The 25,834-nt window shown below is 54.2% G+C and carries 35 protein-coding genes and 1 pseudogene; 23 read left to right on the top strand and 13 right to left on the bottom strand.

Annotated features, from left to right (window positions below; genetic code table 11):
* Positions 1-83 precede the first annotated feature (83 nt).
* From K7R23_RS03090 to ubiU, 3 genes are all read right to left on the bottom strand, one after another.
* Positions 84-1,091 (bottom strand): luciferase-like monooxygenase, encoded by a 1,008-nt coding sequence (locus tag K7R23_RS03090; protein ID WP_012908561.1) that lies wholly within the window; start codon positions 1,089-1,091, stop codon positions 84-86.
* 320 nt (positions 1,092-1,411) lie between these two features.
* Positions 1,412-2,290, bottom strand: coding sequence for a U32 family peptidase (locus K7R23_RS03085; protein ID WP_012908562.1), 879 nt, complete (start codon positions 2,288-2,290; stop codon positions 1,412-1,414).
* A gap of 8 nt (positions 2,291-2,298) precedes the next feature.
* The gene (ubiU, locus tag K7R23_RS03080) at positions 2,299-3,294 is read right to left on the bottom strand and encodes a ubiquinone anaerobic biosynthesis protein UbiU (protein WP_012908563.1); all 996 of its coding nucleotides are present in this window, start codon (positions 3,292-3,294) and stop codon (positions 2,299-2,301) included.
* A gap of 220 nt (positions 3,295-3,514) precedes the next feature.
* Between ubiU and ubiT the strand changes: the two genes are divergently transcribed.
* Positions 3,515-4,039, top strand: coding sequence for a ubiquinone anaerobic biosynthesis accessory factor UbiT (ubiT, locus tag K7R23_RS03075; protein ID WP_012908564.1), 525 nt, complete (start codon positions 3,515-3,517; stop codon positions 4,037-4,039).
* On the top strand, positions 4,033-4,536 hold the full coding sequence (locus tag K7R23_RS03070) for a GNAT family N-acetyltransferase (protein WP_012908565.1): 504 nt from the start codon (positions 4,033-4,035) through the stop codon (positions 4,534-4,536). Before ubiT ends, K7R23_RS03070 begins: the two co-directional genes overlap by 7 nt.
* Here K7R23_RS03070 and K7R23_RS03065 read toward each other — a convergent pair.
* Complete coding sequence (locus K7R23_RS03065; RefSeq protein WP_012908566.1) at positions 4,523-4,816, bottom strand: GIY-YIG nuclease family protein; 294 nt, start codon at positions 4,814-4,816, stop codon at positions 4,523-4,525. The genes K7R23_RS03070 and K7R23_RS03065 overlap by 14 nt on opposite strands.
* Before the next feature lie 51 nt (positions 4,817-4,867).
* Between K7R23_RS03065 and K7R23_RS03060 the strand changes: the two genes are divergently transcribed.
* Positions 4,868-5,311: a YhbP family protein gene (locus K7R23_RS03060; RefSeq protein WP_012908567.1), complete on the top strand. Its 444-nt coding sequence runs from the start codon at positions 4,868-4,870 to the stop codon at positions 5,309-5,311.
* Here the strand turns inward: K7R23_RS03060 and K7R23_RS03055 are convergent.
* A complete protein-coding gene (locus tag K7R23_RS03055; protein WP_012908568.1) occupies positions 5,291-5,809 on the bottom strand; it encodes a type 1 glutamine amidotransferase domain-containing protein in 519 nt (172 codons plus the stop codon). The two genes, K7R23_RS03060 and K7R23_RS03055, sit on opposite strands and share 21 nt — an antisense overlap.
* Before the next feature lie 128 nt (positions 5,810-5,937).
* Between K7R23_RS03055 and K7R23_RS03050 the strand changes: the two genes are divergently transcribed.
* On the top strand, positions 5,938-6,576 hold the full coding sequence (locus K7R23_RS03050; RefSeq protein ID WP_012908569.1) for an NAD(P)H-binding protein: 639 nt from the start codon (positions 5,938-5,940) through the stop codon (positions 6,574-6,576).
* 277 nt (positions 6,577-6,853) lie between these two features.
* Positions 6,854-7,891 carry a permease gene (locus K7R23_RS03045; protein ID WP_012908570.1) on the top strand — a complete coding sequence of 346 codons (1,038 nt, stop codon included), beginning with the start codon at positions 6,854-6,856 and terminating at the stop codon, positions 7,889-7,891.
* Between the two features lie 93 nt (positions 7,892-7,984).
* On the opposite strand, the gene dolP is transcribed toward K7R23_RS03045, so the two are convergent.
* The 4 genes from dolP to K7R23_RS03025 are packed head-to-tail and all read right to left on the bottom strand — an operon-like array spanning position 7,985 to position 11,584.
* Positions 7,985-8,560 carry a division/outer membrane stress-associated lipid-binding lipoprotein gene (gene dolP / locus K7R23_RS03040; protein ID WP_012908571.1) on the bottom strand — a complete coding sequence of 192 codons (576 nt, stop codon included), beginning with the start codon at positions 8,558-8,560 and terminating at the stop codon, positions 7,985-7,987.
* 9 nt (positions 8,561-8,569) lie between these two features.
* Entirely contained in the window at positions 8,570-9,160 is a 591-nt protein-coding gene (diaA, locus tag K7R23_RS03035) for a DnaA initiator-associating protein DiaA (protein WP_012908572.1), read from the bottom strand.
* A 19-nt stretch (positions 9,161-9,179) separates the two neighbouring features.
* The gene (locus tag K7R23_RS03030; protein WP_012908573.1) at positions 9,180-9,575 is read right to left on the bottom strand and encodes a YraN family protein; all 396 of its coding nucleotides are present in this window, start codon (positions 9,573-9,575) and stop codon (positions 9,180-9,182) included.
* A complete protein-coding gene (locus tag K7R23_RS03025) occupies positions 9,533-11,584 on the bottom strand; it encodes a penicillin-binding protein activator (protein ID WP_012908574.1) in 2,052 nt (683 codons plus the stop codon). The genes K7R23_RS03030 and K7R23_RS03025 overlap by 43 nt, the downstream gene beginning before the upstream one ends.
* A gap of 64 nt (positions 11,585-11,648) precedes the next feature.
* On the opposite strand from K7R23_RS03025, the gene rsmI reads away from it, so the two are divergent.
* The gene (rsmI, locus tag K7R23_RS03020; protein WP_012908575.1) at positions 11,649-12,509 is read left to right on the top strand and encodes a 16S rRNA (cytidine(1402)-2'-O)-methyltransferase; all 861 of its coding nucleotides are present in this window, start codon (positions 11,649-11,651) and stop codon (positions 12,507-12,509) included.
* A 162-nt stretch (positions 12,510-12,671) separates the two neighbouring features.
* On the opposite strand, the gene K7R23_RS03015 is transcribed toward rsmI, so the two are convergent.
* The 3 genes and pseudogenes from K7R23_RS03015 to K7R23_RS03005 form a co-directional block, all read right to left on the bottom strand.
* Entirely contained in the window at positions 12,672-13,445 is a 774-nt protein-coding gene (locus K7R23_RS03015) for a DeoR/GlpR family DNA-binding transcription regulator (RefSeq protein ID WP_012908576.1), read from the bottom strand.
* 110 nt (positions 13,446-13,555) lie between these two features.
* Positions 13,556-14,152, bottom strand: a pseudogene (locus K7R23_RS03010) (zinc-binding dehydrogenase); the annotation flags it as partial.
* 272 nt (positions 14,153-14,424) lie between these two features.
* A complete protein-coding gene (locus K7R23_RS03005) occupies positions 14,425-14,979 on the bottom strand; it encodes a helix-turn-helix domain-containing protein (RefSeq protein ID WP_012908577.1) in 555 nt (184 codons plus the stop codon).
* 176 nt (positions 14,980-15,155) lie between these two features.
* Here K7R23_RS03005 and K7R23_RS03000 point away from each other — a divergent pair, with 176 nt between their 5' ends.
* From K7R23_RS03000 to K7R23_RS02930, 15 genes are all read left to right on the top strand, one after another.
* On the top strand, positions 15,156-15,386 hold the full coding sequence (locus K7R23_RS03000) for a helix-turn-helix domain-containing protein (protein WP_001575658.1): 231 nt from the start codon (positions 15,156-15,158) through the stop codon (positions 15,384-15,386).
* Positions 15,387-15,388: 2 nt separating this feature from the next.
* Positions 15,389-17,476 carry a Mu transposase C-terminal domain-containing protein gene (locus K7R23_RS02995; protein WP_012908578.1) on the top strand — a complete coding sequence of 696 codons (2,088 nt, stop codon included), beginning with the start codon at positions 15,389-15,391 and terminating at the stop codon, positions 17,474-17,476.
* A 75-nt stretch (positions 17,477-17,551) separates the two neighbouring features.
* A complete protein-coding gene (locus tag K7R23_RS02990) occupies positions 17,552-18,484 on the top strand; it encodes an AAA family ATPase (RefSeq protein WP_012908579.1) in 933 nt (310 codons plus the stop codon).
* A 2-nt stretch (positions 18,485-18,486) separates the two neighbouring features.
* Positions 18,487-18,708, top strand: coding sequence for a hypothetical protein (locus K7R23_RS02985; protein ID WP_012908580.1), 222 nt, complete (start codon positions 18,487-18,489; stop codon positions 18,706-18,708).
* Positions 18,709-18,720: 12 nt separating this feature from the next.
* A complete protein-coding gene (locus tag K7R23_RS02980; RefSeq protein ID WP_012908581.1) occupies positions 18,721-19,140 on the top strand; it encodes a hypothetical protein in 420 nt (139 codons plus the stop codon).
* Positions 19,127-19,357, top strand: coding sequence for a hypothetical protein (locus tag K7R23_RS02975; protein ID WP_001536811.1), 231 nt, complete (start codon positions 19,127-19,129; stop codon positions 19,355-19,357). Before K7R23_RS02980 ends, K7R23_RS02975 begins: the two co-directional genes overlap by 14 nt.
* 74 nt (positions 19,358-19,431) lie before the next feature.
* Entirely contained in the window at positions 19,432-19,707 is a 276-nt protein-coding gene (locus tag K7R23_RS02970) for a hypothetical protein (RefSeq protein WP_012908582.1), read from the top strand.
* Positions 19,708-19,711: 4 nt separating this feature from the next.
* Positions 19,712-20,005: a hypothetical protein gene (locus K7R23_RS02965; protein WP_012908583.1), complete on the top strand. Its 294-nt coding sequence runs from the start codon at positions 19,712-19,714 to the stop codon at positions 20,003-20,005.
* 11 nt (positions 20,006-20,016) lie between these two features.
* On the top strand, positions 20,017-20,547 hold the full coding sequence (locus K7R23_RS02960) for a host-nuclease inhibitor Gam family protein (RefSeq protein WP_012908584.1): 531 nt from the start codon (positions 20,017-20,019) through the stop codon (positions 20,545-20,547).
* 84 nt (positions 20,548-20,631) lie between these two features.
* On the top strand, positions 20,632-21,210 hold the full coding sequence (locus K7R23_RS02955; protein WP_012908585.1) for a DUF5420 family protein: 579 nt from the start codon (positions 20,632-20,634) through the stop codon (positions 21,208-21,210).
* 3 nt (positions 21,211-21,213) lie between these two features.
* Entirely contained in the window at positions 21,214-21,747 is a 534-nt protein-coding gene (locus K7R23_RS02950) for a hypothetical protein (protein ID WP_012908586.1), read from the top strand.
* Positions 21,747-22,262, top strand: a complete 516-nt coding sequence (locus K7R23_RS02945) for a hypothetical protein (RefSeq protein ID WP_012908587.1) — start codon at positions 21,747-21,749, stop codon at positions 22,260-22,262. Before K7R23_RS02950 ends, K7R23_RS02945 begins: the two co-directional genes overlap by 1 nt.
* A 3-nt stretch (positions 22,263-22,265) precedes the next feature.
* The gene (locus K7R23_RS02940; protein ID WP_012908588.1) at positions 22,266-22,817 is read left to right on the top strand and encodes a DNA-binding protein; all 552 of its coding nucleotides are present in this window, start codon (positions 22,266-22,268) and stop codon (positions 22,815-22,817) included.
* The gene (locus K7R23_RS02935) at positions 22,814-23,146 is read left to right on the top strand and encodes a hypothetical protein (RefSeq protein ID WP_012908589.1); all 333 of its coding nucleotides are present in this window, start codon (positions 22,814-22,816) and stop codon (positions 23,144-23,146) included. The genes K7R23_RS02940 and K7R23_RS02935 overlap by 4 nt, the downstream gene beginning before the upstream one ends.
* Before the next feature lie 137 nt (positions 23,147-23,283).
* Entirely contained in the window at positions 23,284-23,571 is a 288-nt protein-coding gene (locus K7R23_RS02930) for a hypothetical protein (RefSeq protein ID WP_012908591.1), read from the top strand.
* Here the strand turns inward: K7R23_RS02930 and K7R23_RS02925 are convergent.
* Complete coding sequence (locus tag K7R23_RS02925; RefSeq protein ID WP_012908592.1) at positions 23,552-23,791, bottom strand: hypothetical protein; 240 nt, start codon at positions 23,789-23,791, stop codon at positions 23,552-23,554. The genes K7R23_RS02930 and K7R23_RS02925 overlap by 20 nt on opposite strands.
* A 70-nt stretch (positions 23,792-23,861) precedes the next feature.
* On the opposite strand from K7R23_RS02925, the gene K7R23_RS02920 reads away from it, so the two are divergent.
* On the top strand, positions 23,862-24,374 hold the full coding sequence (locus K7R23_RS02920; protein WP_012908593.1) for a gp16 family protein: 513 nt from the start codon (positions 23,862-23,864) through the stop codon (positions 24,372-24,374).
* Between the two features lie 105 nt (positions 24,375-24,479).
* Entirely contained in the window at positions 24,480-25,817 is a 1,338-nt protein-coding gene (locus K7R23_RS02915) for an IS4-like element ISCro3 family transposase (protein WP_012904641.1), read from the top strand.
* The last annotated feature ends 17 nt before the right edge of the window (positions 25,818-25,834 follow it).

The following is a 25,834-nucleotide window of genomic DNA, read 5'->3' as shown; positions in this document are numbered from 1 at the left end:
TTGCCCGGTGGCGCTCCGCTTACCGGGCCTACGGGGACGCCCGGGCCGGATAAGGCGTAGCCGCCATCCGGCAATTTCACACGCTACCCCACCAACTCCTCTTTCACCTGCATTGCCAGATCGAACGAATGCAGACGCGCCTGATGGTCGAAAATCTGTCCGTTAACCATAATCTCATCCGCCTGGGTTTCGCGCAGAATGGATTCCAGCCCGTGGCGCACTTTCGCTTTATCTCCCACCAGCGACATGCTCAGCGCCTGCTGTACGCCGTACTGCTCTGACGGCGACCAGAACTGATCCATATTCTGAATCGGCGCTGGGAGCTGGCCGGTTTCGCCACGACGCAGCTTCACAAACGCCTGCTGCATGGAGGTAAACAGATACTCCGCGTCGCGGGTGCTGTCGGCGGCGATGATATTAATGCACACCATCGCATACGGTTTTTCCAGCCGCGCTGACGGTCTGAACTGGCTGCGATACAGATGCAACGCCTGGAACAGCATATCCGGCGCAAAGTGCGAGGCGAATGCGAACGGCAGCCCGAGCTGCGCCGCCAGCTGGGCGCTGTACAGACTGGAGCCTAACAGCCACACCGGGATCTTCTCACCATAGCCGGGCACCGGGCGTACCTGCGGGCTGGGATCGCGGGCGTCAAACCAGTCGACCAGCTCCGCTACGTCGCGCGGAAAGTTATCGATATCGCCACTCATATGGCGACGCAACGCGCGCATGGTTGGCTGATCGCTGCCCGGCGCGCGTCCCAGCCCCAAATCAATGCGTCCCGGATAGAGGGTATTGAGCGTGCCGAACTGCTCGGCAATCACCAGCGGCGAATGATTAGGCAGCATCACGCCGCCGGACCCCAGATGCAGCGTGGTGGTGTTTGCCGCCAGATAGCCAATCAGCACCGACGTCGCCGCGCTGGCGATGCCGGTCATGTTGTGGTGCTCAGCCAGCCAGTAGCGATGATAGCCGCGCTGTTCAGCGAGGCGGGCGAGATCGAGCGAATGGGTGAAGGCCTCTTTTGCCGAGGAACCTTCGGGAATCGGCGCCAGATCCAGCACCGAGAATGGAATGGTTTTGTCAGTCATAACGGCTCACTTTGTTCCGGTTAATCTTTTCATACTGCATTAAAGATTAGCGAATGTTATTAACAAAGTGAGCTTTATTAGACGGAATGCCTGATGGCGCTGTGCTTATCAGGCCTACGGCAAATTTGCGCCTGTCACTGCTGGTGGGTGCCTGTTGGCGCTATGCTTATCAGGCCTGCGGCAAATTTGCGCCAGTCACTGCTGGTGGGTGCCTGATGGCACTATGCTTATCAGGCCTGCGGCTTGCCGTCATCCGGTATCCTAAGTCCCGCTGTTTGTAGGCCGGATAAGGCATTTATGCCGCCATCCGGCGAAGTGTTTCAGGCTTCCAGCGTAAGACCCGCCAGCCGTTTCCAGTAGCCATTGCAGTCGCTACGCGCGGCGAGCGGCAGCGGCGAAGCGCCGTTTTCATTTGCCCGGAAGGCGTCCAGCATGGCGAAGGTTTCCGGGCCGAGCGGCGACAGACGGACAATATCCACCAGCCCCTGCATCGACGTCAGTTCGTTGCCGAGGTTATAGACATAGCCGCTCATGGTCTGAATGCCGTTCAGCACAAACACCTGCTGATCCTCCTGGGAGAGCACATCGCGACCATTCGGATACTTAATACAGCAGGTTTCGCACTCATCTTTCGGCCGGTCTTCCGAACGGGCGGTAAAGCAGCGGGCGGAGTACGCCAGCGGCAGATGCCCGTAGCTCAGCACCTCCACCTCAAACTGATGGCGAATACCCAGCTCATCGCACTGCGCCAGCAGATTCGCCAGCCAGTCGCGTGACAGTTCCACCGGCATACACCAGCGCACCATCCCCTGCCTGAGCAGCAGGCGCAGCGTCACCGCGTTGTAGCAGTTCAGCGCATGACCCGCGACAAACGGCAGTTTACGCTCGGCGCACATGTTCACCACCCCGAGGTCGCTCGCTTCCAGCAGGAACTCGCCGTTTTCCACATAGCGCTTCAGTTCGTTCAGCTCAGATGTGGCCTGCACCAGCGCCAGCGTTGAGAGCACCACCTGCTTACCGCTGCCGGCGAGCGATTTCGCCATATCCAGCCAGTCGCCGACTTTGGTGGCGCGGCGCTTGCTGCACACTGCTTCGCCGAGGTAGATCACATCAGCGCTGCTTTGCGCGGCCTGTTGGTAAAAATCTTCCAGCGTCTCTTTCGGCCAGTAATAAAGCACCGGCCCTAAGGAATATTTCATTGCTTCTCTCACTGCCATTTCCGGTGATACGCGCCAAGCGTGGTTTGAGTGCCTTCGGACATCGCGCCGAGCGTCTCCATCCACGCGCTTTGCGGCACGAAGTTTTGCGGGTCGGCCTTGCAGCGGTCGATCGCCTGGCGCCACACTTTCGCTACCTGGCTGACGTAGGCCGGGCTGCGCTGGCGTCCTTCGATTTTCACTGAGGCAATATTCGCCGCCAGTAGTTCCGGCAGCAGCTCCAGCGTATTGAGGCTGGTCGGTTCCTCCAGCGCGTGATAGCGCTCGCCGTCGACCAGATAGCGGCCTTTGCACAGCGTCGGATAGCCGGCGTTTTCCCCATCCTGGTAGCGGTCGATCAGCACATCGTTCAGACGCGATTCCAGCCCTTGCGGCGTCTGCTGCCAGCGAACGAAGCGCGCAGGCGAGCAGGCGCCCACCGTATTCGGCGATTCGCCGGTTAAGTACGAAGAGAGATAGCAGCGGCCTTCCGCCATAATGCACAGGCTGCCGAAGGCAAAGACCTCAAGCGGGACCGGCGTGACGCGGGCCAGCTGTTTTACCTGATGGATAGAGAGGACGCGCGGCAGCACCACGCGCGCGACGTCGAAATTACGCTGGTAAAAGTTTATCGCTTCTTCATTGGTGGCCGATGCCTGAACAGAGACATGGCGCTCAATATGCGGGTAACGAACTGCGGCATACTCGAGCATGGCGAGGTCGGCGAGGATCAGCGCGTCGGCGCCGAGCTGTGCCGCCATATCGACAGCACGCTGCCAGCGGGCATAGCCGTCCGGGTGAGCAAAGGTATTGATTGCGATGTGCAGCTTGCGGCGATGTTGATGGACGAAACTCACCGCTTCCTGCAATTTCTTCTCGGTAAAATTAAGGCCGGCGAAGTGACGGGCGTTGGTATCATCTTTCAGCCCGATATAGACGGCGTCAGCGCCGTTTTCGATGGCCGCCTTAAGCGCCGGGAGATTTCCGGCAGGGCAGAGCAGCTCCATAATTTATCCTGAAGGTTGCGCCGCCTGGGACGCATAATTGTTAACGAACTGGGATTTTAGTTAACCTTGCTGCGACAATTTTTGATTTAAGGCAGTTAAAGTCGTATTGATATTAGCAATAAAGAGGTACGGTTAACGCATGCAATTGTTGATTTACGCCGCTATGTCGTTTATCTGATATGGCAAAATAGCGGGACTACTGAAACAGGGAGTAAAGCTTGTGTTAGATAAACTGCGTTCACGCTTAGTGCATTTAGGTCCGTCTCTGATGAGCGTGCCGGTGAAACTGACGCCCTTTGCGCTGAAGCGCCAGGTTCTGGAACAGGTTCTGAGCTGGCAGTTTCGCCAGGCGCTGGCGGACGGGGAGCTGGCGTTCCTCGAAGGTCGCTGGTTGAGCATTACGGCTCGCGACATTGGCCTTCAATGGTATACCTCTGTTGAAAATGACAAACTTATCGTCAGCCAGGAGGCGCAGGCCGACGTCAGTTTTCGCGCCGATGCCAGCGATCTGCTGATGATCGCCGCGCGCAAGCAGGATCCGGATACGCTCTTTTTCCAGCGTCGGCTGGTGATTGAAGGGGATACGGAGTTAGGGTTGTATGTGAAAAACCTGATGGATGCCATTGAGCTGGAGCAAATGCCGAAAGCTTTGCGCGTTATGCTGTTGCAGGTGGCGGATTTTGTTGAGGCGGGCCTGAAACACTCGCCGGAAACCAAACAGACATCGGTAGGTGAACCATGCTGATTCGAGTAGAAATTCCCATTGACGCGCCGGGTATCGACGCCCTGTTGCGTCGTTCATTCGAAAGCGATGCGGAAGCGAAACTGGTTCACGATCTGCGTGAAGATGGTTTTCTGACGCTCGGTCTGGTCGCCACGGACGATGAAGGTCAGGTGGTGGGTTACGTGGCGTTCAGCCCGGTCGACGTGCAGGGCGAAGACCTGCAATGGGTCGGCATGGCGCCGCTGGCGGTGGATGAAAACTACCGCGGGCAGGGGCTGGCGCGCCAGCTGGTCTATGAAGGACTCGACTCCCTCAACGAATTCGGCTACGCCGCCGTCGTCACGTTAGGCGATCCGGCGCTGTACAGCCGCTTTGGCTTTGAACTGGCTGCCCATTACGATCTGCGTTGCCGCTGGCCGGGCACTGAAAGCGCGTTCCAGGTGCATCGTTTAGCGGAGGATGCGCTGAAGGGCGTGACGGGGCTGGTTGAATATCACGAGCACTTTAATCGTTTTTAAGCGTCAGTTCGTTCAGTAACGCCGCAAACCCGTCTCCGTCAGCCACCAGGCGCTCTTTCTGGCGCCTGGTGAGCTGTTTGATGCGGTACTCCAGGCGCAGGGCCAGCGAGCGGTCGCCTACCGGGGCGGAGAAAGCCAGCGTCAGTTCGCCTTTTCCCCGCAGCGCTTTCGCCCCTTTTCCACTCTGATGCTGCTGATAGCGGCGCGCCACGTCGGTGGTAATACCGGTGTAGAGAGTATTGTCGGCGGTACGGATTAAATAGAGATACCAGGGTGTCATCGTGGCCTTCGCGTGTTACGTTTCTGGCGCCCAGTATAAAAGAGAACTGCAATGGAAACACTCACCGCCATCAGCCGCTGGCTGGCAAAACAACACGTAGTGACCTGGTGCGTACAGCATGAAGGTGAGCTGTGGTGCGCCAATGCGTTTTATATTTTTGATGCGCGAAAGGTGGCCTTTTACCTGCTGACGGAAGAAAAAACGCGCCACGCGCAGATGTCAGGCGCGCAGGCCCGCGTTGCCGGTACGGTGAACGGCCAGCCGAAAACCGTGGCGCTGATTCGCGGGGTGCAGTTTAAGGGCGAGATTCGCCGACTGGAAGGGGAGGAAAGCGACGCCGCGCGCAGCGCTTACCATCGCCGCTTTCCGGTTGCCAGAGCGCTGTCAGCGCCGGTGTGGGAAATCCGGCTGGATGAAATCAAGTTCACCGACAACACGCTGGGCTTTGGCAAAAAACTTCACTGGCTCCGGCAATCAGGCGCCGAGAATGCGTAACGCTTCACGGTTAAAGGCGGGCAGATCGTCAGGGGTACGGCTGGTCACCAGCTGGTCTTTATCCACTACCACTTCCTGATCGTAAAATTCCGCACCGGCGTTTTTCACATCAATGACGATAGGCTTAACGGCGGTGAGCTTGCGCCCGCGCACCACGTCGGCGCTGATCAGCAGCTGAGGCCCGTGGCAGATGGCAAAGACCGGTTTGCCGGAATTGACAAAGTCACGCGTAAAGGTGACGAAGCGATCGTCGCCGCGCAGGTAATCCGGCGAGTGGCCGCCAGGCAGCAGCAGGGCGTCAAAATCGGCAGGGCGCACGTCATCGATGGCTTTATCGATGGTGACGCTGGCCTCGCCTTTTTTCCCTTTCAACGTTTTACCGGCCTGCTTCTCAATGGTGATGACCTCATGTCCGGCCTGACGAAATTCTGCTGCGGGTGAGGTGAATTCTGAATCTTCAAACTCGTCGGTAATTAAAACGGCAATCTTCTTACTCATGCTTCCTCCGCGGTATTAGCCCTGGATAAGGCAAAAATTCCATGTTGAGGGATAATTACCCTGTGAACTAATAAGTCTGGTCGATGAGACCGGGAGTGCAAGTTAGACAATTCTGTAAAGGGGTGAGGATGAGTCAGGTTTTGATTACAGGCGCGACGGGGCTGGTAGGCGGACATCTGCTGCGGATGCTGCTGAACGAGCCGCGGATCCATTCGATCGCTGCGCCTACCCGTCGTCCGCTGGCGGATATGCCCGGCGTGTTTAATCCTCACGATCCGCAGCTGACCGATGCGCTGGCGCAGGTGACCGATCCGCTGGACATTGTTTTCTGCTGTCTGGGAACTACCCGGCGCGAGGCGGGAAGCAAAGAGGCGTTTGTCCATGCGGACTATACGCTGGTAGTGGATACCGCGCTGACCGGCCGTCGGCTTGGCGCGCAGCATATGCTGGTGGTCAGTTCGATGGGCGCTAACGCGCATTCGCCGTTCTTCTACAATCGGGTAAAAGGGAAGATGGAAGAGGCGCTGATCGCGCAAAACTGGCCGAAGCTGACCATCGCCCGGCCATCGATGCTGCTCGGCGATCGGGCGAAACAGCGGATGAATGAAACGCTGTTTGCGCCGCTGTTCCGGTTACTGCCCGGCAACTGGAAATCGATAGAGGCGCGGGACGTGGCGCGGGCGATGCTGGCGGAAGCGCTGGCGCCGGAAAAAGAGGGCGTAACGATCCTGACCTCATCGCAGCTGCGGGAAAGAGCGGCGCAGTAGGCCAGCATGTTGTGCCGGATGGCGGCTGCGCCTTATCCGGCCTACAGCGATACGAACGTAGGCCGGGCAAGCGAAGCGCCCCAGCAGACCGCCGGATGGCGGCTGCGCCTTATCCGGCCTACGTTCATACTCCTGTAGGCCGGGCAAGCGAAGCGCCCCCGGCAAATTGCCGGATGGTGATGCAATATTGCCCTCCGGCCAAAAACGACATTTCCAAACATTTCCTGAAGGCGTAGTATTCACCGGCAAAATATTCTAACACTCCCTGGGGAATGCTATGGCTGGTCAGTCTTCATCTCAGGCGGCAGCGCCATTTCAATGGTGGAAACCCGCTCTTTTCTTTCTCGTTGTTATCGTTGGTCTCTGGTATGTGAAATGGCAACCGTACTACGGCAAAGCCTTCACCGCCGCGCAAACGCACAGCATTGGTCAATCGATTCTCGCCCAGGCTGACGCGAATCCGTGGCGAGCGGCCTGGGATTACGCAATGGTCTATTTCATTGCCGTCTGGAAGGCGGCGGTACTGGGCGTTCTCCTCGGCTCGCTGATCCAGGTGCTGATCCCGCGTGACTGGCTGCTGCGCACGCTGGGGCAATCCCGCTTTCGCGGAACGCTGTTTGGTACGCTGTTCTCCCTGCCGGGAATGATGTGTACCTGTTGCGCCGCGCCGGTGGCGGCGGGAATGCGTCGTCAGCAGGTGTCGATGGGCGGCGCGCTGGCGTTCTGGATGGGAAACCCGCTGCTGAACCCGGCGACGCTGGTATTTATGGGCTTCGTGCTCGGCTGGCATTTTGCGGCGATCCGCCTGGTTGCGGGTCTGGCGATGGTGCTGGTGGTGGCGACGCTGGTGCAAAAATGGGTGAAAGAGCCTGCGCAGGCTGAAGTGCCGCTGGAGATCGCCGCGCCGCAAGCGCAGGGCGGTTTTTTTACCCGCTGGGGTAAAGCGTTGTGGACGCTGTTCTGGAATACCATTCCGGTGTATATCCTGGCGGTACTGCTTCTGGGCGCGGCGCGCGTCTGGTTGTTCCCGCATGCCGACGGCGCTATCGATAACAGTTTGATGTGGGTGATTGCGCTGGCGGTGGCCGGATGCCTGTTCGTGATCCCGACGGCGGCGGAAATACCGATTGTGCAGACGATGATGCTGGCAGGCATGGGCACAGCGCCCGCGCTGGCCTTGCTGATGACGCTACCGGCGGTAAGCCTGCCGTCATTGATTATGCTGCGTAAAGCGTTTCCGGCGAAAGCGCTGTGGCTGACCGGCGTGCTGGTGGTGGTATCAGGCGTGATTGTCGGCAGCCTTGCGCTGCTGTGAGATGGAACTGCCGGGAGCGCTTCGCTTGCCCGGCCTGCGTTCATATTCCTGTAGGCCGGATAAGGCGCAGCCGCCATCCGGCAAGACGCGGTGTTACTTAATAAACGTAAAGGCGGTGGTCACGCGCTTCACGCCGCTCACCCGGCTGGCGATGTCCGCCGCCGCTTTGGCTTCACGCTCGGTCACCAGACCCAGCAGGAAAACCTCGCCGTTTTCGGTGGTGACCTTCACATTTGATGATTTCACCTGGTCGCTGGTCAGCAGCTGAGAGCGTACTTTGGTGGTGATCCAGGTATCGTTAGACGCCGTTCCCAGGCCAATCGGTTGACCCTGACGGATCTCATTGAAGACTTCGGTTGCGCCATCCACGCCCATCGCAATCTGTTTCGCGCGCGACGACAGTTCGCTATTCGGCGCCTGGCCTACCAGCAGCACCTTGCCCTGATAGGCGGTCACGTTGATACGCGCTTCTTTCTTGATCTGCTCATCTTTCGACAGCGCGCTGTTCACGCGCAGCTCCAGGGTGCCATCGTCCACCTGGGTGCCGACGCTACGCGGGTCAGTCGCCGCTTTGGTTCCAACCGCCGCGGTGCCGACAACGGCGGCGGCCACACAGCCTTGCAGCAGCAATGCAGAAATAAGGACTGCGATTGGCGATAAAGCCTTCATGTGAACTCCTTAATCATCCTGGTGAGGGAAAAGCGTGTTATCGATCAGATCGCACAAACAATTCACCGTCAGCATATGCATCTCCTGAATGCGCGCGCTGTGGTGTGACGGAATGCGGATTTCAACATCCTGCGGCCCTAACAGCCCGGCCAGCTCTCCACCGTCATACCCGGTCAGCGCCACAATCGTCATATCACGCGTGACGGCGGCTTCCACGGCTTTCACGATATCGCGACTGTTGCCGCGCGTCGAAATAGCCAGTAAAACATCGCCTGCATGTCCCAGCGCCCGGACCTGTTTTGCATAAATTTCATCGTGCAGGCGATCGTTGGCAATCGCAGTTAAGACCACGTTATCGGTATTTAGTGCGATTGCGGGTAAGCTGGGGCGCTCCGTTTCAAAACGGTTGATCATGCTGGCAGCAAAATGCTGTGCGTTGGCAGCGGATGTCCCGTTGCCACAACAGAGAATTTTGTTGCCGTTAAGCAGAGAATGAACCAGCGTCATGGCGGCGCGGGAGATGGCATCCGGGAGCGCTTCAGCCGCAGCTATCTGAGTTTGTATGCTTTCCGTAAAGCAGACTTTAATTCTTTCTAACACGCTAATCCTTAAATCTTTCTCATGAACAGCCGTTAAAGGCGTCCTTTAACCACTCAACTTCATTTCCGGTGAAGGCTAACACATCGAACCGGCAATCCACAGTATCAAAACTTCCATTGTGTTGCGCGAGCCACAAACGGGCAGTGTGTAATAATTTGCGTTGTTTGCTGTGGGTCACGCTGGCCGCCGCGCCGCCAAACGCCGCAGAGCGGCGGTAGCGGACCTCGACAAAGACGGTGGTTTTGCCTTCACGCATTATCAGATCGATTTCGCCGCCACGTACGCAGACGTTGGCGGCGATAAAATGCAGTCCTTTGCGCTCCAGCCAGCGCCGCGCGGTTTGTTCCCACGCGTCGCCGGTCTGTCTGCTCGTTAACTGGCGGGGACGATCTGCCCTTGCTGGTATTTGAGCCATAATAACTTCCTGTTAATCACGCAGTCCGGGTTGGCGGTCAGCGCGCCGGTATTGCCGTTGATTTCAAAGCCCTGCATCTGACGCATCTGCGAAAAGTGGTTCGCCAGCGTCCAGGCGTCGACGCCCATCGCGTACATGCGCGCCAGCGAATAGTCGTTGCCGACCGCGGCGAGCGCCTGCTGCATCAGCGATGGGTTAGCGCCAGCCAGCATCGGGATCTCGCTGTACTGTAAGCCTTCCATTTCCAGACGGAAATCCGGCCCGGCGCTGCCCTGCGCGCTGCGGGAGCTGGCGTAGAGCGTAGCGCCGCTCTGGCTGCCGTTGCGCATGGCGATCATCGGTTTGATAAAGGCGATTTCGCCTGGCGTCGCCAGAATATAGACGGCATCAACGCGACCACCGTTACCGGTGATTTGGGCATCGGTCGGCGGGGCCGGAATGGTCAGGTCGCCGATGGTCACGCCAGGCTGCGAAGGCGTGCTGGCGGCGACAGGCGTGCCGGTTAGCGCAATACCGGAGCCGCCGTTGACGCCCATACGTAATTCTGCGGCCGAGCCGAACGTCTGTTGCAGGACAGTGCCGCCGCCCAGCTTCAGCCACTCTTCGGCAAAGGCGTTAGCCACCCGATCGCCCAGCGCGCTGCGCGGGATCAGCAGCAGCGGCGACTGTTTGCCCTGCTCATGGATATGGCGGGCGGCATCGCGCGCTTCATCTTCCGGCGAGAGGGCGAAATAACAGATATTGCCGCGGTTCTGCACCGTTTCCGGCTGGTTAAGCGCCAGCACGTTCAGTGACGTATTGCTGCTCAGCAGTTCATTGATGTTGCTTTTCAGCAGCGGACCAACCACGATGCTCGCGCCATCCTGCTGCACCTGATTCAGTATCTGGCTAAGCGGCTGGGAGCTGGTGTCATAAATTTTGAGCGCAGCGGAAGGGTTCGCCGCCGCGCTCGCCGCTGCGGGCTGCGCAGACGGGGTTGGCGGCGCGCTGATCGGCGCAGGCGTGACGGGCTGCTCGTTGGTTAAATCGTTCACCGAAGCCTGAGACGGGCTGGCAACGCCGTCGGTCGCCTGCGGCTGTTGTTCCTCCGGCGCAGAGGCCGCTACCGGTTCAGGTTGGGCGGCTGACTGGGCTTCAACGGGCTGCGTGCCGAGGTTTTTCGCCGCTTCAAAACCCTGCTGAATGGTGCGGCCAAAAACGGCGGCCTGGCCGTTCAGCGGCAGCAGCAGGGCGATTTTGCTGGTGGAGGCTGGCGTAAAGCTTTGCACATTCGCCAGCTGCGTCGGCAGCATTTTCGCGCCCGGATTCTGCGGATAACGTTTTTGCCAGTCGGCAATTCCGGCTTTCATCATGTCCGGATCGCTGCGGTTATCAAACCAGACGCGTTGCAGATCCAGCCAGCCCTGCAAGACATTCTCATCGGCATTGATGACCAGCGTCTGCGCCTGTTGCGGAGACATGGCGGTCAGCGCCTGCCACGTGGCGTCGATATTCGCCTGCTTCTCTTTGCCGCCGAGCAGCGGTTCCTGGGCGATTAGCGCCCGCAGCAGCGTGAGCGAAGGGCGTCCCTGTTCGGCTGCAATGCCCGTTTGCCAGAAACGCTGCTGCTGGTTTTTATTTAGCGCGGAGATGTCGATCGCGCCTAACTGCTTCTTCGCGCCCGCATAATCCTGCTGGACGAGCTTCACTTCCGCCGCCAGCAGCGCCTGTTCGCGACGCTGGGCATCGTTCAGGTTTTGCGGCAGCTGGTTGAACAGCTCGATGGCCTGCTGGTTTTTGCCTTCTTTCAGCAGCGCACGAATGGCGAGTAATTGCCAGTTGGTCTTGCTATCATCTGCGCTCTGCTGCATTTGCTGCAAATAAAAACCAGAGTCAGCCTGCGCTGCGCCCTGCATATGGGCCGCGCTCCGATCGGGCGCCTGGGTGCCGCAGCCGGCGAAAATCAGTGCTGCCAGAACGATGGGCAGACAGCGCGCGGCTTTTAAATGAGAAAATGTTAGGGGTACCATACTGTATCCAGTGATATTTTTTATACGCAATGCTCAATATTAAATCGGCAATACGGACGACACAATGAAACAACACGAATCGGCGGATAATTCTCACGGCCAACTCTTTATTGTACCTACTCCCATCGGGAATTTGTCCGATATTACTCAACGCGCGCTCGACGTTTTACAAGCCGTTGATTTAATTGCCGCTGAAGACACCCGTCATACCGGTTTATTGTTACAGCATTTTGCCATTAGCGCCCGTCTGTTCGCGCTGCACGATCATAATGAGCAACAAAAAGCCGAGACGCTGGTGGCGAAGCTGAAAGAAGGGCAGAACATTGCGCTGGTTTCCGATGCCGGAACGCCGCTGATCAACGATCCCGGTTATCACCTGGTGCGCACCTGCCGTGAACAGGGGATTCGCGTGGTGCCGCTGCCCGGCCCCTGTGCGGCTATCGCGGCGCTAAGTGCGGCGGGGCTGCCTTCCGACCGCTTCTGCTATGAGGGTTTTTTACCCGCCAAATCAAAGGGGCGGCGCGACGCGCTGAAAGCGCTTGAGGCCGAGCCGCGTACGCTGATTTTTTATGAGTCGACCCACCGTCTGCTCGATAGCCTGGAGGATATGGTCGCGGTGTGGGGCGAATCCCGTTACGTGGTGCTGGCGCGCGAACTGACCAAAACCTGGGAAACGATCCACGGCGCGCCGGTTGGCGAACTGCTGGCGTGGGTCAAAGAGGATGAGAACCGTCGTAAAGGCGAGATGGTGCTCATTGTGGAAGGGCATAAGGCGCAGGAGGACGATCTGCCCGCCGACGCCCTGCGCACCCTGGCCCTGCTGCAAACCGAACTGCCGCTGAAGAAAGCCGCGGCGATGGCGGCGGAAATCCACGGCGTGAAGAAAAACGCGCTGTATAAATATGCGCTTGAGCAGCAGGGATAGACCCGCTACTTACGGGAACGGTTAACCAGGTTTCTGGCGGGAAGACTATCTTCAACCCTGTTGCAAAAAATAAAAGTAAGAGAGAGTTCGCAGGATTATACAACAGTAAGCGTTTTCGTCAGGCTACAGGCAGGCAACAGCCTGCCTTTAATGATAATTCATTTAAACAATCAGCAGTTCAACCCCTGTTTTTTCCAGCGCGGCTTTATCCTGCTTGCTGATACCGTCATCGGTAATTACGCAGTTAATCTTATCCATCGACAGCACCTGGTTAAACCCGCGACGGTTAAACTTTGTCGCATCCAGTACGGCCACCACTTTGTGCGCGGCGGCGGCCATCACGCCGCTGATCGAATAGCCTTCGTTAAAGGTGGTGATGCCGTTTGTCGCGTCGATACCGTCCGCGCCGACAAACATCAGGTCGGCGCTGATGCCATGCAGGGAGCGTTCGGCAATGGTGCCGTGCATGGAGTGCGTTTTATGCCGCACCGTACCGCCGCAAACCACCAGCGTCAGGTCTTTATTGTCGGACAGGGTAAAGGCCGCCGGTAAGCTGTTGGTGATGACGGTGATATTGCTTTTACGGTTCAACGCCTCAGCGATCAGTAACGTGGTGCTGCCGCTGTCGAGGATCACGGTCATGCCTTCGTTCACCATTGCCGCTGCCGCCTGGGCAATCCGCTTTTTCGGATCGCTGGCAAGCTGGTAACGATCTTCGAGTATCACTTCCTGATTATCGCCTTCCGCCAGATGGCTACCGGGTTTTGCCGCGCCGCCGTGAAAGCGCGTGACCAGACCCTTCTCCTCCAGCAAACGCAGGTCGGCACGGATGGTGACTTCAGAAATTCCAAAGATATTCGAAAGATCCAGCACCAGTACGCTCCCCTGCGTATTAATCAGGTCGACAATTTTGTTCCTTCTCTCAAATGAGTTCATATTGATTTGCCTGATAATTAACTGTCAGTAGTTTAATCGAAGGATTGCGAAAGGTGAACGCTAAATTTCGAAAGCAAATGTGAGCCAGCGCAGGTTGCTGGCTCGTGAGATTATGAAAGGTCTAGCAGAATTTTTCCTTCCATTGGCGCGCCGTTCAGCGCCTTCAGCGCATCGGCGAAGCTCTCCGCGTTTCCTGTGTGCGCAATCAGCGGCGCCAGCTGAAGCCGCTTTTCTGTTAACAGCCGTACCGCCGTGCGCCACTCTTCACCCGGCCAGGGATGTGAATAGTTCATCCAGCTACCGTATATCGTCAGCTCTTTACGCAATATCTGCCCGAACACGGCGTTCGGCAGCGTCAGATCGTGATGCAGCGTCCCCACTAACGCCAGCTGCGCGCGCGGACCGGCAATTTCAATCGCCAGAGCAACCGTCTGCGGCGTACCCGCTGTTTCAAGCACCAGCTGGTCGAATTGCCTGTCGACCAGCGCCGCCTGAATTTCCACGGCGCTCATCTCACGGCTATTGAAGGTATGCGCTGCCCCCAGCGCTTTCGCCAGCGCCAGCTTCTGTGGATTGATATCAATGGCGGTAACGCTGCTCGCGCCCAGCTCCCGCGCGCACTGTAAGGCGAGCAGACCGATGGTGCCTGCGCCGACGATAATCACGTTTTTCCCTTCGCAGCCCTGCGCCAGATGAAACGCATGTAATATAACCAGGTGAATCATTTGATACCGACAAGGGTTTTAGTGAAAGGAGGTGAAATCACCTGTAAGATACTGAAATAAAACAGGTGATGACTGGATGAGTAGATAAAGTCTATTTGATACCGATTGATTGATAATTAGTCGTTTATTCTAAAATCGGCAAAACATTTGATACCACAAATTAACTCTTAAATTGGCTTTAAAAAATCTTAAACCGTTTTTCACCAGCATGTATTGAAAGGAGTGTACCACAGCACAAAAATTGCACCACTCCCTTACGCGCTGGTCTTTTTATAGGTTACATTGAAATGATCACCCTTAGTCTTACAAAACTCGTAAATCTCTCTAACTTGTTCATCAGTTAACTCATTTAAGCTTAATGCTAATGCTCTACGTTGACCATGCAAGCTGTGTAGTGCCTGGATGTCATGATCTAAAAGAATCGTCAAAAAATCCGCTCCCTTACGACCTAATTTCTTTGATAATTTCTCCAATTCTGTTGGTTCTAAAGAACTCCATATGGCGCTAATTGTCTGGTAATCCCTCCCCTCAGAAGCCTCTGTGGTTGTCTGTGTTATCTTCTGTGGTTGTGTTGTATCTGTACCCAATATGAGCCATTCCAAAGATACATTTTCTACCCTGCAAATGTTTTTCACTACTTTTAGACCAGGAGTCGTTCCTTTCTCAAAATAGTTGTTTAGAGTTGAGTATGACAACCCCCAGTCCATAGCAGCCTGCCGCATACTTCTGGTGCCAATCAGCTGTTTGATCCTGTCCTGGATACTTTCTTTTCCCTCTTCGACAAAAGCAAAATCTTTTTCGTTTCTCATGTTTTTTTCTTTTCTCCGTATTCTATTGAATTTAAATGGATTTTCTATATGTAGATTGAAGTGACAGCAAGATAGAAAAGAAAGCTTGAAATTTTCTTTTTATAGGCCAATAATCTACTAAACTTGATAACAAAATTTAGTTATCAAATTTCGTAACTTTTTAGGATAGATGAATCATGGCGAGAAATGAAGTGAAGCCTGATTGGCATCCTCAAAGAATCTTGGGGGAAGTCAGAGCCAGAGAAGGAAGTATGAGGGCGCTGGCCCGTAAAGCTGGTGTAGGCCAGAACAACCTGTATAACGCGGTATACCGCCATGTTCCCAAGTATGAGGGAATTATTGCGGAATGCCTGGGTGTTCCACCCGAGGAGATTTGGCCCAGCCGCTACATTCGTAAGGTCGCGTAATTATGTTTGCTTCAGTTAAAGAGCTGGTTGGATTACCGGGAATGCCGGGAACAGAGCAAGGCGTCCGCTATTCAATCAGGAAGTATGCAACCAGCGAAACCAGCAGACGCCGCCAGGAAGGCACTAAAGGTTTTGAATACAGCATCGACTGTTTACCTGAAGTGACGCAGCAGGCATTGCGTGAACGCTACGCCCTGCAACTGATGACGCAAAAAGCCGACGAATCACCGGCTCCGGTGGTGACAAAGGCCAGACGCTCACCTGACGTGGTTGATGCGGTGGAGGCATATCGCGGTTCACCCCAACTGATGGTCGAACGCCTCAATGCCCTGACTGAAAAACAGCGCCAGGTGGCTGATGCACGAATTGCGATTGTCAGCGAGGTGCTGAAATTCGCGCAACAACCCGGTTTCAACTGCGCTAAAGCCATCCGTTTTATCGTTGACCGCCTGTCACGCTCACAACTGGACGAGCGCATTGTGGCAATGGTTGAGACGGCGAACGCCAAAAAGGGAAACCGCCGCGCGTTGAGTGAAATCACGCTGAAACGCTGGATTGCGGCCTTTAACAAGGCGCAGAACGCTGCTGAACGCCTGCTTTTACTGGCACCGGGTAAACGTCAGGAAATAAAAGCCGAAGATATTAGCTGGTTGCCCGAGTTTCTGGCGCAGTATCGCCAGTCAAACGGCCGACCAATGACCGAGGCTTACGAGGATTTTGTTGCTGAATGGCAGCACCGGCACGCTGATGAGCCTTATATGCTCGATATCATGCCCTCTTATGACACCATTCGCCGCGCAATGAAGAAACTGCCGGAAGTGGTGAAACAAAAAGGCCGGGTGACCGGCAGTGAATACCGCCAGCTTGAGGGATTCACGCGCCGCGACTGGTCAAAAATGCCGGTGAATTATGTCTGGATTGGTGACGGTCACGGCATGAAACTGAAATGCGCGCACCCGGTTCACGGGCGGCCATTCGCACCGGAAGTGACCTTTGTTATCGATGGTGGCACGCGCTTTGTGGTGGGCTGGAGCCTTGACCTGGCTGAAAATGTTTTCGCCGTAGCCGGTGCCATACAGCACGGCATTCGCCATCACGGCAAACCGTTTCTGTATTACTCGGATAATGGCTCGGGGGAAACTGCCGACATCCTGGATAAGGAGATTGTGGGGATACTGCCGCGACTGGGGATTAATCACCCGACAGGGATTGCCGGTAACCCGCAGGGACGGGGCATTATCGAACGGCTTAACCGCACATTACCGATGCGCATAGCCCGTAAATACCGCACCTATTTCGGGAAAGGTGCAGATCGCGAGACGTTACGTAAAACCAACCGCGATTTACGCTCGGCATTCACTGCCCTGCAACAGGGCAAACGGCTGAACGCCCGGCAGCAGTCAGCGATGCGTGATTTACCGTCCTGGTCTGAACTGATTGATGCCATTCGTGACGGCGTTGAGTGGTACAACAGCCGGCCGCACGATGAATTACCCATGAAGCCGAACGGCAAACATTACAGCCCGGCGGAGTTCAGAAAAAAACGCCTGGCGGAAGAGGACACGGAAATTGAATGGCTGTCCGATGTTGAACTGCGGGACATGTTCCGGCCGATGGTGGAACGCCCTGTAAGACGCTGTGAAATACGCTGGCTGAATAATATTTACTACGCGCCCGAGCTGCGTGATGAACATGGCCGCAAAGTGCTTATCAGCTATGACATTCATGATGCCGAACGAATTACCGTGCGTCGCCCGGATGGCAGCGTGATTTGCGAGGCGGTATGGGACGGCAATAAACGCGAAGCCTTCCCGGTCAGCGCGGAATACTACAAACAGCAGCAGCGCCTTAAAGGTATGCGTAAACGCGCAGAGGAAAAAATCCGTGATGCCGAGGATGAGGTTGTCAACGTGCTGGAGCACAAGCCACAGGAGCCATGGCTGGAAAATATATACCGCCCTGTGGGTAATACAGTGACCGTTCAGCAACCGGTCGCTGAGGATGAACCTGATGAAGAATACGAGCGTAATTTCCAGCGGGGATTGCAACTGCTCGAAGCGAAATTAAAAGAAAATGACCCTCTGGCCTGAAATAAAAAAATAACCCGAGCGGCGACTCAGGTTATTTGATTAAACAAAGGAACTACACAAACGCGAGGTAATAATATGACCGATATAAACGATGTAATCAAGACCATTGATGAACTTATTGATGGCGGCGTACTGACGCAGTATGCCATCGCCAGAGAGGCGGGAATTTCCGACGGCACATTATCGGCTTTCCGTAAGGGGAAATATAAAGGCGATAACGCTGCTGTGGCTGCATCCCTGTGTTCCTGGTATGAGAACTGGAATAAACAAAGCGCACTGCCCGAGCCGCCGCAGTTTGTGGAAACGCAGACAGTCCAGGAGCTGCGCGCACTGTTTCAGGCGGTTCGCCTGATGGGCTGTATTAACGTCATTGTGGGCGTACCGGGTGTGGGTAAAACGGCCACGGCCCGCAATTACTGTCAGGAGCAACCGAACACCTGGATGATCACCCTGTCGCCCGCGCATTCCAGCGTCACGGAGTGTCTGCTGGAGCTGGCAGAGGAACTGGGGATTGATTACACCCGCGCGAACAAGGGGGCGTTATCCCGCGCCATCCGCCGTCGCCTGATGGGAACGCGTGGACTGGTGATTGTGGATGAGGCGGATCATCTTGGTATTGACGGTCTGGAGCAACTCCGGGCAATCCAGGACGCCACGGGGATCGGGATGGTGCTTATTGGTAACCCACGCGGACTGTTTAAGGGTGGACGCCGCGCCGTTGATGATTTATCGCGCCTGTTCAGCCGTCTTGCCCGTACAAAACAACTTCGCAAGGCCAAAAAGGCGGATGTGCTGGCTATTGCCAGGGCGTGGGGTATCAGTGGTGAGGCCGAGCTGGCTGTCATGCAGGCTATCGCTGAAAAACCGGGAGCATTACGTGTTCTGACACATACGCTTAACCAGGCATGGATCACCGCCAGTGGTGAAGGCGCGGCGCTGACAGAAAAACATATTAATGCAGCCTTTAAAGAGGTTTATACCAACCCTGAATTACTCTCACAGGTGTGATTATGGTGATATTTAATATTCCTGATATTTACGGACGCTTTTACCTGATTAATTTCGATAACGTCAAAGCAGTCTCCATGTCTGACAGTGAAGAATGTGGCGATTTACTCTTTGAATTTAATGATCGTACCCGAATGGCAATATCGGCAGGGCTTGATCGTGAAGGTGCGAAAGAAGCTTACAGCAATATTTGTCGCTTTATCGGTGCAAGACGGGTTAGTTAAACGAGGTGTTATATGAATACGCAGATACAGCAGGAAATCAATGTTCTCCGCAGTTTTCGTGAGTTTAACGACAATGACTGTGAGGTTCGCGATTATATCTATGAATTGATGAACGGTGACGGTGTGTGTTTTCTGTTTATCGACCTGTATCAGTGGTATGCAGACCAGCAGTGTGAATCTGTCCGGCAACGTTTTGATTATGAGTGCTTTGATGTGGATGTGTGGGAAGGCCTGCGCTTTGGTTTTCTGATCCCGGGTGATTATCGCCGGGAGTGGCGACATGGTTACTCCATTCTTCGGGCAATCATGCGTGGCGAAACCCGAAAAATTCCGGGGATGGGTAAGGTTAATCGCGGCCTCCTGTCAGAACTGGCTGCATCGCGCATGAATCCATTACTGATACAACCGGAGTTCACCTATGAATTTGTTTGATTCACTGAATAACGCCCGTCGCCTGACCGAACTTGCCGGTGCGGTACTGGAGCGCAGCAAACGCTACCCGCAACGCTTTGCACTGAAAACCACGCCGCCGCTAAGCAAGGTTCAGGGGACTGGGGAGGAAATTGAAATCACCGTTAAGACCAATGGCCTGCGCCGCCGTGTAAAAGCCACTCGCATCAGCGGCTGCACGGTTTACTGGGAAGTATGAAGTTGCTTCATGGTTCGGCTCTGTCATCAGGTCAGACGCCGGGTCAGTTATCCGAACAAAACGAGGACCAGAGGATGAGTAAGGTTGTGCGCGTTATTTTTGAATACAAAGAAGATGTTATCTGTAAAAACGCTGATGGCAGCACGCACAGGGGGGTAAGTCTGGATATACGTTCAACCGGAATAGCAAAGCAGAAAGATGATAGCCCCGCCATGATTTTTGGGGTGGTTATGCTGGCAGAAAGCAGAAACTTCGCAGAGTTTGTGGCAATGAAAGCCAGTGCATTCATGAAAAACAGAGGCATGGCTTCCGGGCTTATTAACGGTAATGAATTTAATCAACAGGGGTAATTCCATGAGCAAAGTACGCGTTATTTTTGAATTTAAGCATATTTCACATGACGAAAAACCGGCAGGCAATGACTGTGTTGAAATGCATGAAAAGATTGGTGTGGATGTGAAAACAGAACGTGATACGAATAACAGCCTGACGTCACTCTGTGACGTTTATGCAAGTATTCTCCAGTATCACAGTCCTGCAATTATTCAGTTTCTCTCAGCGGAATTTCAGGCATCTGCACAGGCTTTTGGAGCGGATGCCATCATTAAACGCCACCGCGTGCATAAAGCATCAGGCACACTGCAATAAGGAAAAACAAAATGGCTAAACGCGTTACAAAATTAAAGGCCGCAGCCGAGGCGGCACCGCAGACCCGTGAAGAGGTCAGCAGCGATATCCGCACTCTGGGAGATATTCAGCGAGAGGCGCTGCGCCTGGAAACGGCAATGAATGATGAAGTGGCAGAAATCACCGCCCGTTATACGCCGCAGATTGAAAATCTTAAAAAGCAAATCAAAGTGCTTTTTAAAGGGATTCAGGACTGGTGCAAAACCAACCGCGATGAGCTGACGAACGGCGGCAAAACCAAAACAGCCAATCTGACCACCGGAACGGTGTCATGGCGACTGGGGAATCCATCATGCAGCGTCAGCCGTGATGTGGAAGGTGTGATTGACATGCTGCGCCGTATGGGGCTTGAGCGTTTCATCCGCACGAAAGAGGAAGTGAACAAGGAAGCGGTCCTGGCGGAGCCGGATGCGGTGAAAGGCATTGCCGGTATTAAGGTGAATAAAGGCGCTGAAAGTTTTTATGTCGAGCCTTTTGAACAGGATGCCGGACTGAATAAATAACACCGCATTAATTATTTAAATATCACTTCATTTTAATTATGGCGCCTGCGTCAGGGGACTGCTCGCGCCTGAATGAGGCATATCATGAGTATTAAATATCGTTATTTTAAAATGAATGAGCACGATTCCCGTCATTATCACCGGGAATGGCTTGATAGTGTTGGCAGGGAGCGCCAGAAATTGATTGATGATTTTCTCAGTAATCAGAATGCCAGAGGATATCGTTGCTCCTGGTATTGTGGGGATTTTTTTGTCAAATCAATACTGGTGCATGAGGATGTTGATGTCGGAAGAAATAAACGGGTGTTGTCTGATAAATTTGATGAAGATGGCCGTACTTTATTTTCAGTTACGCCCGACCGCAGATTCAGAGAAGGAAAAAAACTGAACAAAGCACTGAATATCTTAAACGAGAAGTTAAAACAGCTTCCGGCATTCAGTACCTGGATGGTTAATAAACTGGACTGCTATTTTGAGGTTTTTGGTGTCAGCAACGGCCGCACAGTTATGGCGTGTTCTTCTGCCGGGTTCTATGGCGACAAAGGGGCTGTTGTGGTTCGTATTCCTGTCGGTGAATCAGATAATGCCTTTTCACCTGAAAAGCTGCATCCGTCATTGATGGCAATTAAGCATTCCGAATTTATCGCAATAACGGAGGAATAATTCATGATTGATGCAAAAGTTCTTGAAGGGGTTAAAAACTGGCTGCGTATTTATGGCCGCCTGACCTGCGGTGTACTGGCTGAAAAAATGAATATGCCGCCATCCTCCATGGTTTATTTTCTGCGTGATGCGGTTGATGCAGGCGTGCTGACGGAATGCAACGGTTTTTATGATATTCCGCGTCCCCGCCCGGTGCAGCCGGTTCGTCGCAAATGCAGCCAGGAATGTGCGGCTGATGATGTTCAGTGGTGCAGCTTCAGAAAGTCCCTGCCGTGGATTGAGGGGCATGATATTCCGTCGATGGCGTGGGAATTTGCTCAGGGCGTTCTGACCTGTGAAACCGTTTATGTGGTGGCTGAAGTTGATGAGCAGGCCATGAAAGAAGGTGTGCCCCAGTTTGTGATGGCGTATATCGACATACGCCTGGGTGTCATTATCTGCGGTTTAAGCGGCTGGAATATCACTGAACATGTTCTGCGCTACCTGATTGTTGACCGGACAGCAGCGCCTGCCGGGATATCTGCGGAGGTAGCGTAATGTTCTTTAAAACATCAAACCCTTCCGCGCTGGCTGCGTGGCAAAAATACCAGCAGGACTGCCAGACGGTAAAAGATGAAGCGAAACGCCTTGAGGCTGTGCTGAATGTTGCGTGCCGGTCGGTATTTGAATTCAGTATCAGTGGTTTTTGTTTTAAGGGGCTGCGCTTTATGGATGACAAATATCCTTTTCATCGCGACTTATGGCGAAAACCAACTGCGTCGAATGGCTGGAGCTGCACGCCACGCACATCACGTATCCCTAAAGCTCTGCGTGTTGCCTCTGATGAACTGAACATTCTGTGGTTTGAATATTCGCCCGTCACGTATGCCAGAACCGATGCCCTGTTGTTCTGGCTGGGTATTGACTTCTCAGCAATATTGTATGGTCCCGTGAAGTGGTTCTGCGTTGAGGATGTGATTTACCTTCAATGCGGCGTAAAACCTGAAAAACAGAGAGTGACCGAAATTCTGTCTGATGAGTTTTATGCTGCCGAAAAGCGAGTCAGGGGGTGATGCATGATGATATTACAACCCATGGGGCGAAAAGGTCGGGCACCCGCTCATGTCCGCGCATGGACACCTGAAGAAGATGCGCTGCTGATTGCGCTTTATTCATCCACCCCGGTTAAGGATATTGCTGTCAGAGTAAAAAGAAGTTACTGGGGAGTATATAACCGGATTGTTTTATTACGCGGTACTTACCCGGAATCGCTCAAATGCAAACGCCCCAGATTTAAACCTGATGAAGATAAATTTATCCGAAAAAATGCCAGAACGATGACCAGCAGGCAAATGGGGGAGTATCTCGGGCGACATCATGACAGCATCCGCTGCCGGGCACGAGTGACTGGCGTCAGCTTAAAAAAGTGCGGTGAATTGCTGCCCTTTACCCGTATACCTGACGATGATGTTCGTCTTATTCGTGAATTACGGGATGCTGAATCACCACGACGTCTTACCTTCCGGGAAATAGGCGAGAAATTTGAATTATCCGAGAGTACGGTGAATTTTATTTATCACCATCGCCGGACTGCCGGGGACGCTGTATTACGGGAGTTAACGCCATGATAACGACCTTATTTGTTGAATCAGATGAACCACTGGTATGTGCCGCCGGAATGCCGATCTGTGGCGGAACGCTGACCGGTGTTTATTTCGGGGATTTACGAGGTTATCCCTGGCATTCACTGAATGATGCTTTCCCACCTGATATGGAGGCTGTCGTGCTGATTGTTCAGTATGGTCACCGTCAGGAGCTGCGCATCGGCCATATGGGGTATGAAGGCTTTTTTGTTGATGAAGAAACTGGAGCCTGCCTTGAAGATGACGACGGACAGGTGACGCACTGGTGCCATCTTTCGGCCTTACCGGAATTACAGGGGATACATAATGGATGAGCAAATTGTTGAATGCCCCACCTGTGGAAATGAGGTCCCGGAGTATCTGAAAGAGTGCCCACATTGTGGTGAGGTAAAATGTAATCACTGCGATATGGGCGACGACACTGCATGTATGAATTGTGAGGATTAGTAATATGGAAAAAGAAATCAAATTTGCGCCTAAAGATATCGACGAAGAACTGGCTAAAATCGGCATGCTTGAACGTATGCGGGACATTATCGAATATGCAATAAAAGAAAATCTTGCAGCCAGAGAAGCCCTTTTGATAATGGAGCGGGAGATTAACCTGATTAAGGATGCTGTATCTCTGGATAATAAAATAGCCCGCGAGGAATACGTTCGCCGCAGGCTCGGTGTTGATGGTTCAGCAATTCTTACATCTGAACATTATGCAAAAAGTTTTAATCTTTTTCAGCGGTAATCCCCATGCAGGCCCGGAGATTGTCGAAATGCCAGTTTGTATTAATATATGAGCCATCCTGGTGTCCCTCTGCGCTTTGGGGGGCGGCACTTTTTTGAGCAATATTGATAATATGTGTTGCCTCCTCACGGGAAATCAGCCCCTTATCGAGCAGGGTTACTATAAGATTTCCAGCCATTGTAAATGCGGCAACATCAAGTGCATTTTTTATATCTGACATAGATTTTTCCTTTTATGTTAATTGACATGGCGGTGCGGTAACACCGCCCATTTTTTATGGAGCCACGATAATGAATCGCGCTTCCCTGATTACCTTAATACATGTCGCAAAACGCGATCTACAGCTTGACCATGAAACTTATACATCCGCGCTGCTGGCTGCCGCCGGCAAAACCAGTTGCCGTGATATGTCACCGGATGAGTTATCCCGCGTGCTGGATGTTTTCAAAAAACGCGGTTTTAAAGTGCGTCAGAAGCCGGTTAACCGGGCCTTAAAACCGGGTACGGTGACCGCCAAAACTCGCGCCATCTGGAAGGTGATGCACCGGCAGGGCTTTATCTCTGATGGCGGGGAAACAGCCCTTAACCGCTGGGTGAAATCGCAGACGGCCGCGCAGAACGGCGGCGAAGGTGTGGCTAACTGGCAGTGGCTGGAGCAACACCCCGCGCTGGCCTCTGATGTGCTGGAGCGCCTCAAACGCTGGCACCGCCGCAAAATGCTGTCTGTACTGGGGATGCCAGCACATACAGTGATGAGTTATGAGCGCGTTTACAGGCTGTATGAAGAATCCTCCCCCTTTTAACTCCAAATCCCGCCACAGCGCGTAATGCCGATCAGTTAAGGATCGGTTGACCGATCCTTAATCTGCGGCACTATAACGGCTTCCACAACAGGGAGCCGTTTTCTTATGCCACTTCTCAATGACCTGCTCGATTTCAGCGACCATCCGCTGATGCCGCCCCCTTCTGCACAACTGTTTGCTCAGCATCTTCCCGTCGAATGGATACAACACTGCCTGACTCTTTCTGCACATGCGACCGTTCGCCGCCGTCGTTTACCTGGCGACATGGTTATCTGGATGGTCGTGGCTATGGCCTTCTTCCGTAATGAGTCGATTACCGATGTGGTTCGTCGTCTGAACCTGAGCGCGGATGGTGAAGCGGGGATGAACCTGCTGGCCCGCAGCGCTGTCACCCAGGCGCGTCAGCGCGTGGGTGCTGCACCGGTGGAATGGCTTTTCCGCCAGACCGCGCAGACATGGGGAACTGAGCGTTACCAGAAAGATGACTGGCATGGCCTGCAACTTTTTGCCATCGATGGCGCACAGTTCAGGACACCTGATGAACCTGAGCTGCGTGAACATTATGGCTCTGCCAACACATCCACTGAGCGGCAAAGCGCATACCCGGTAATGCGTCTGGTGGCTTTAATGAACCTGGGTAGTCACATTCTGCTGGATGCCGCGACCGCGCCTTACCGACGGAGCGAAACCCTGCTGGCCCACTCAATGCTCGTCACCATTCCGGATAACTCCATTACGCTGTTTGACAAGCTGTTCTACAGCGCAGACCTGTTGCTGTCGCTGAACCGGCAGGGTTGTAACCGCCACTGGCTGCTGCCCGCCTGGAAGAATATCGCAGCAGAAACGGAAGAAAGTTACGGTCCCGGAGACCGGCTTCTGAAACTGAAAGTGTCACCACAGGCAAGGAAAAAGAATCCTTCGCTGCCGGAATACTGGTATGCGCGGGCGGTAACTTATGAACTGAACGGAGTGGAAAAAACGGTCCTGACGTCACTTCAGGCAGACCGTTATAAGGCCAGAGAGGTGGCAGAGCTTTATCACTCAAGATGGGAAATCGAAGTCGGGTTCAGAAACCTGAAAAGCAGCCTGCTGAATAACGCTCTGGTACTGAGAAGCCGGAAGGTTGAGTTGCTGGAACAGGAGGTGTGGGGCATGTTGCTGGCTTATAATCTGATACGGCGTGAGGCAACAAAAGCAACGGAGAAACACAAAAAAGCGGCGTCGGAAATCAGCTTTAAGTTCGCGTTCCAGTTTATCGCCACAGAAATGATAGTGCTGGGAAATACGGTGTCACCGGGGACCATCCCGAAACGGCTGGAGCATCTGCGGGGGGCTCTGGAAGCGGTGTTCATAACAAAACGCCCCCGACCATCAAGGCCGAGGGCGGTTAAGATATCAAAAACCCGTTATCCGGTGAAACGCAATGCCGCACCGCTTAAGTGAACGGCATTAGCCACAGC

The sequence above is a fragment of the Citrobacter rodentium NBRC 105723 = DSM 16636 genome (assembly GCF_021278985.1).
GTDB classification, from domain to species: Bacteria; Pseudomonadota; Gammaproteobacteria; order Enterobacterales; family Enterobacteriaceae; genus Citrobacter_A; species Citrobacter_A rodentium.
The sequence above is the reverse complement of the archived record's forward strand: the minus strand, read 5'-3'. Positions and strand labels throughout refer to the sequence as shown.

Coding starts and splice junctions, on each gene's coding strand:
- K7R23_RS02985 (WP_012908580.1), top strand. CDS start 18,487: ATGGTGATATTTAATATTCCTGATATTTACGGACGCTTTTACCTGATT.
- ubiU (WP_012908563.1), bottom strand. CDS start 3,294: ATGGAGCTGCTCTGCCCTGCCGGAAATCTCCCGGCGCTTAAGGCGGCC.
- K7R23_RS03015 (WP_012908576.1), bottom strand. CDS start 13,445: ATGAACTCATTTGAGAGAAGGAACAAAATTGTCGACCTGATTAATACG.
- K7R23_RS02990 (WP_012908579.1), top strand. CDS start 17,552: ATGACCGATATAAACGATGTAATCAAGACCATTGATGAACTTATTGAT.
- K7R23_RS02970 (WP_012908582.1), top strand. CDS start 19,432: ATGAGTAAGGTTGTGCGCGTTATTTTTGAATACAAAGAAGATGTTATC.
- K7R23_RS02930 (WP_012908591.1), top strand. CDS start 23,284: ATGGAAAAAGAAATCAAATTTGCGCCTAAAGATATCGACGAAGAACTG.
- K7R23_RS03085 (WP_012908562.1), bottom strand. CDS start 2,290: ATGAAATATTCCTTAGGGCCGGTGCTTTATTACTGGCCGAAAGAGACG.
- K7R23_RS02945 (WP_012908587.1), top strand. CDS start 21,747: ATGTTCTTTAAAACATCAAACCCTTCCGCGCTGGCTGCGTGGCAAAAA.
- dolP (WP_012908571.1), bottom strand. CDS start 8,560: ATGAAGGCTTTATCGCCAATCGCAGTCCTTATTTCTGCATTGCTGCTG.
- K7R23_RS03090 (WP_012908561.1), bottom strand. CDS start 1,091: ATGACTGACAAAACCATTCCATTCTCGGTGCTGGATCTGGCGCCGATT.
- K7R23_RS02975 (WP_001536811.1), top strand. CDS start 19,127: ATGAATTTGTTTGATTCACTGAATAACGCCCGTCGCCTGACCGAACTT.
- K7R23_RS03070 (WP_012908565.1), top strand. CDS start 4,033: ATGCTGATTCGAGTAGAAATTCCCATTGACGCGCCGGGTATCGACGCC.
- K7R23_RS03005 (WP_012908577.1), bottom strand. CDS start 14,979: ATGAGAAACGAAAAAGATTTTGCTTTTGTCGAAGAGGGAAAAGAAAGT.
- K7R23_RS03050 (WP_012908569.1), top strand. CDS start 5,938: ATGAGTCAGGTTTTGATTACAGGCGCGACGGGGCTGGTAGGCGGACAT.
- K7R23_RS02940 (WP_012908588.1), top strand. CDS start 22,266: ATGATGATATTACAACCCATGGGGCGAAAAGGTCGGGCACCCGCTCAT.
- K7R23_RS02950 (WP_012908586.1), top strand. CDS start 21,214: ATGATTGATGCAAAAGTTCTTGAAGGGGTTAAAAACTGGCTGCGTATT.
- K7R23_RS02955 (WP_012908585.1), top strand. CDS start 20,632: ATGAGTATTAAATATCGTTATTTTAAAATGAATGAGCACGATTCCCGT.
- K7R23_RS02960 (WP_012908584.1), top strand. CDS start 20,017: ATGGCTAAACGCGTTACAAAATTAAAGGCCGCAGCCGAGGCGGCACCG.
- K7R23_RS03045 (WP_012908570.1), top strand. CDS start 6,854: ATGGCTGGTCAGTCTTCATCTCAGGCGGCAGCGCCATTTCAATGGTGG.
- K7R23_RS02920 (WP_012908593.1), top strand. CDS start 23,862: ATGAATCGCGCTTCCCTGATTACCTTAATACATGTCGCAAAACGCGAT.
- K7R23_RS03000 (WP_001575658.1), top strand. CDS start 15,156: ATGGCGAGAAATGAAGTGAAGCCTGATTGGCATCCTCAAAGAATCTTG.
- K7R23_RS02915 (WP_012904641.1), top strand. CDS start 24,480: ATGCCACTTCTCAATGACCTGCTCGATTTCAGCGACCATCCGCTGATG.
- K7R23_RS03025 (WP_012908574.1), bottom strand. CDS start 11,584: ATGGTACCCCTAACATTTTCTCATTTAAAAGCCGCGCGCTGTCTGCCC.
- K7R23_RS02925 (WP_012908592.1), bottom strand. CDS start 23,791: ATGTCAGATATAAAAAATGCACTTGATGTTGCCGCATTTACAATGGCT.
- rsmI (WP_012908575.1), top strand. CDS start 11,649: ATGAAACAACACGAATCGGCGGATAATTCTCACGGCCAACTCTTTATT.
- K7R23_RS02935 (WP_012908589.1), top strand. CDS start 22,814: ATGATAACGACCTTATTTGTTGAATCAGATGAACCACTGGTATGTGCC.
- K7R23_RS03060 (WP_012908567.1), top strand. CDS start 4,868: ATGGAAACACTCACCGCCATCAGCCGCTGGCTGGCAAAACAACACGTA.
- K7R23_RS02980 (WP_012908581.1), top strand. CDS start 18,721: ATGAATACGCAGATACAGCAGGAAATCAATGTTCTCCGCAGTTTTCGT.
- K7R23_RS03055 (WP_012908568.1), bottom strand. CDS start 5,809: ATGAGTAAGAAGATTGCCGTTTTAATTACCGACGAGTTTGAAGATTCA.
- K7R23_RS02965 (WP_012908583.1), top strand. CDS start 19,712: ATGAGCAAAGTACGCGTTATTTTTGAATTTAAGCATATTTCACATGAC.
- K7R23_RS02995 (WP_012908578.1), top strand. CDS start 15,389: ATGTTTGCTTCAGTTAAAGAGCTGGTTGGATTACCGGGAATGCCGGGA.
- K7R23_RS03065 (WP_012908566.1), bottom strand. CDS start 4,816: ATGACACCCTGGTATCTCTATTTAATCCGTACCGCCGACAATACTCTC.
- K7R23_RS03030 (WP_012908573.1), bottom strand. CDS start 9,575: ATGGCTCAAATACCAGCAAGGGCAGATCGTCCCCGCCAGTTAACGAGC.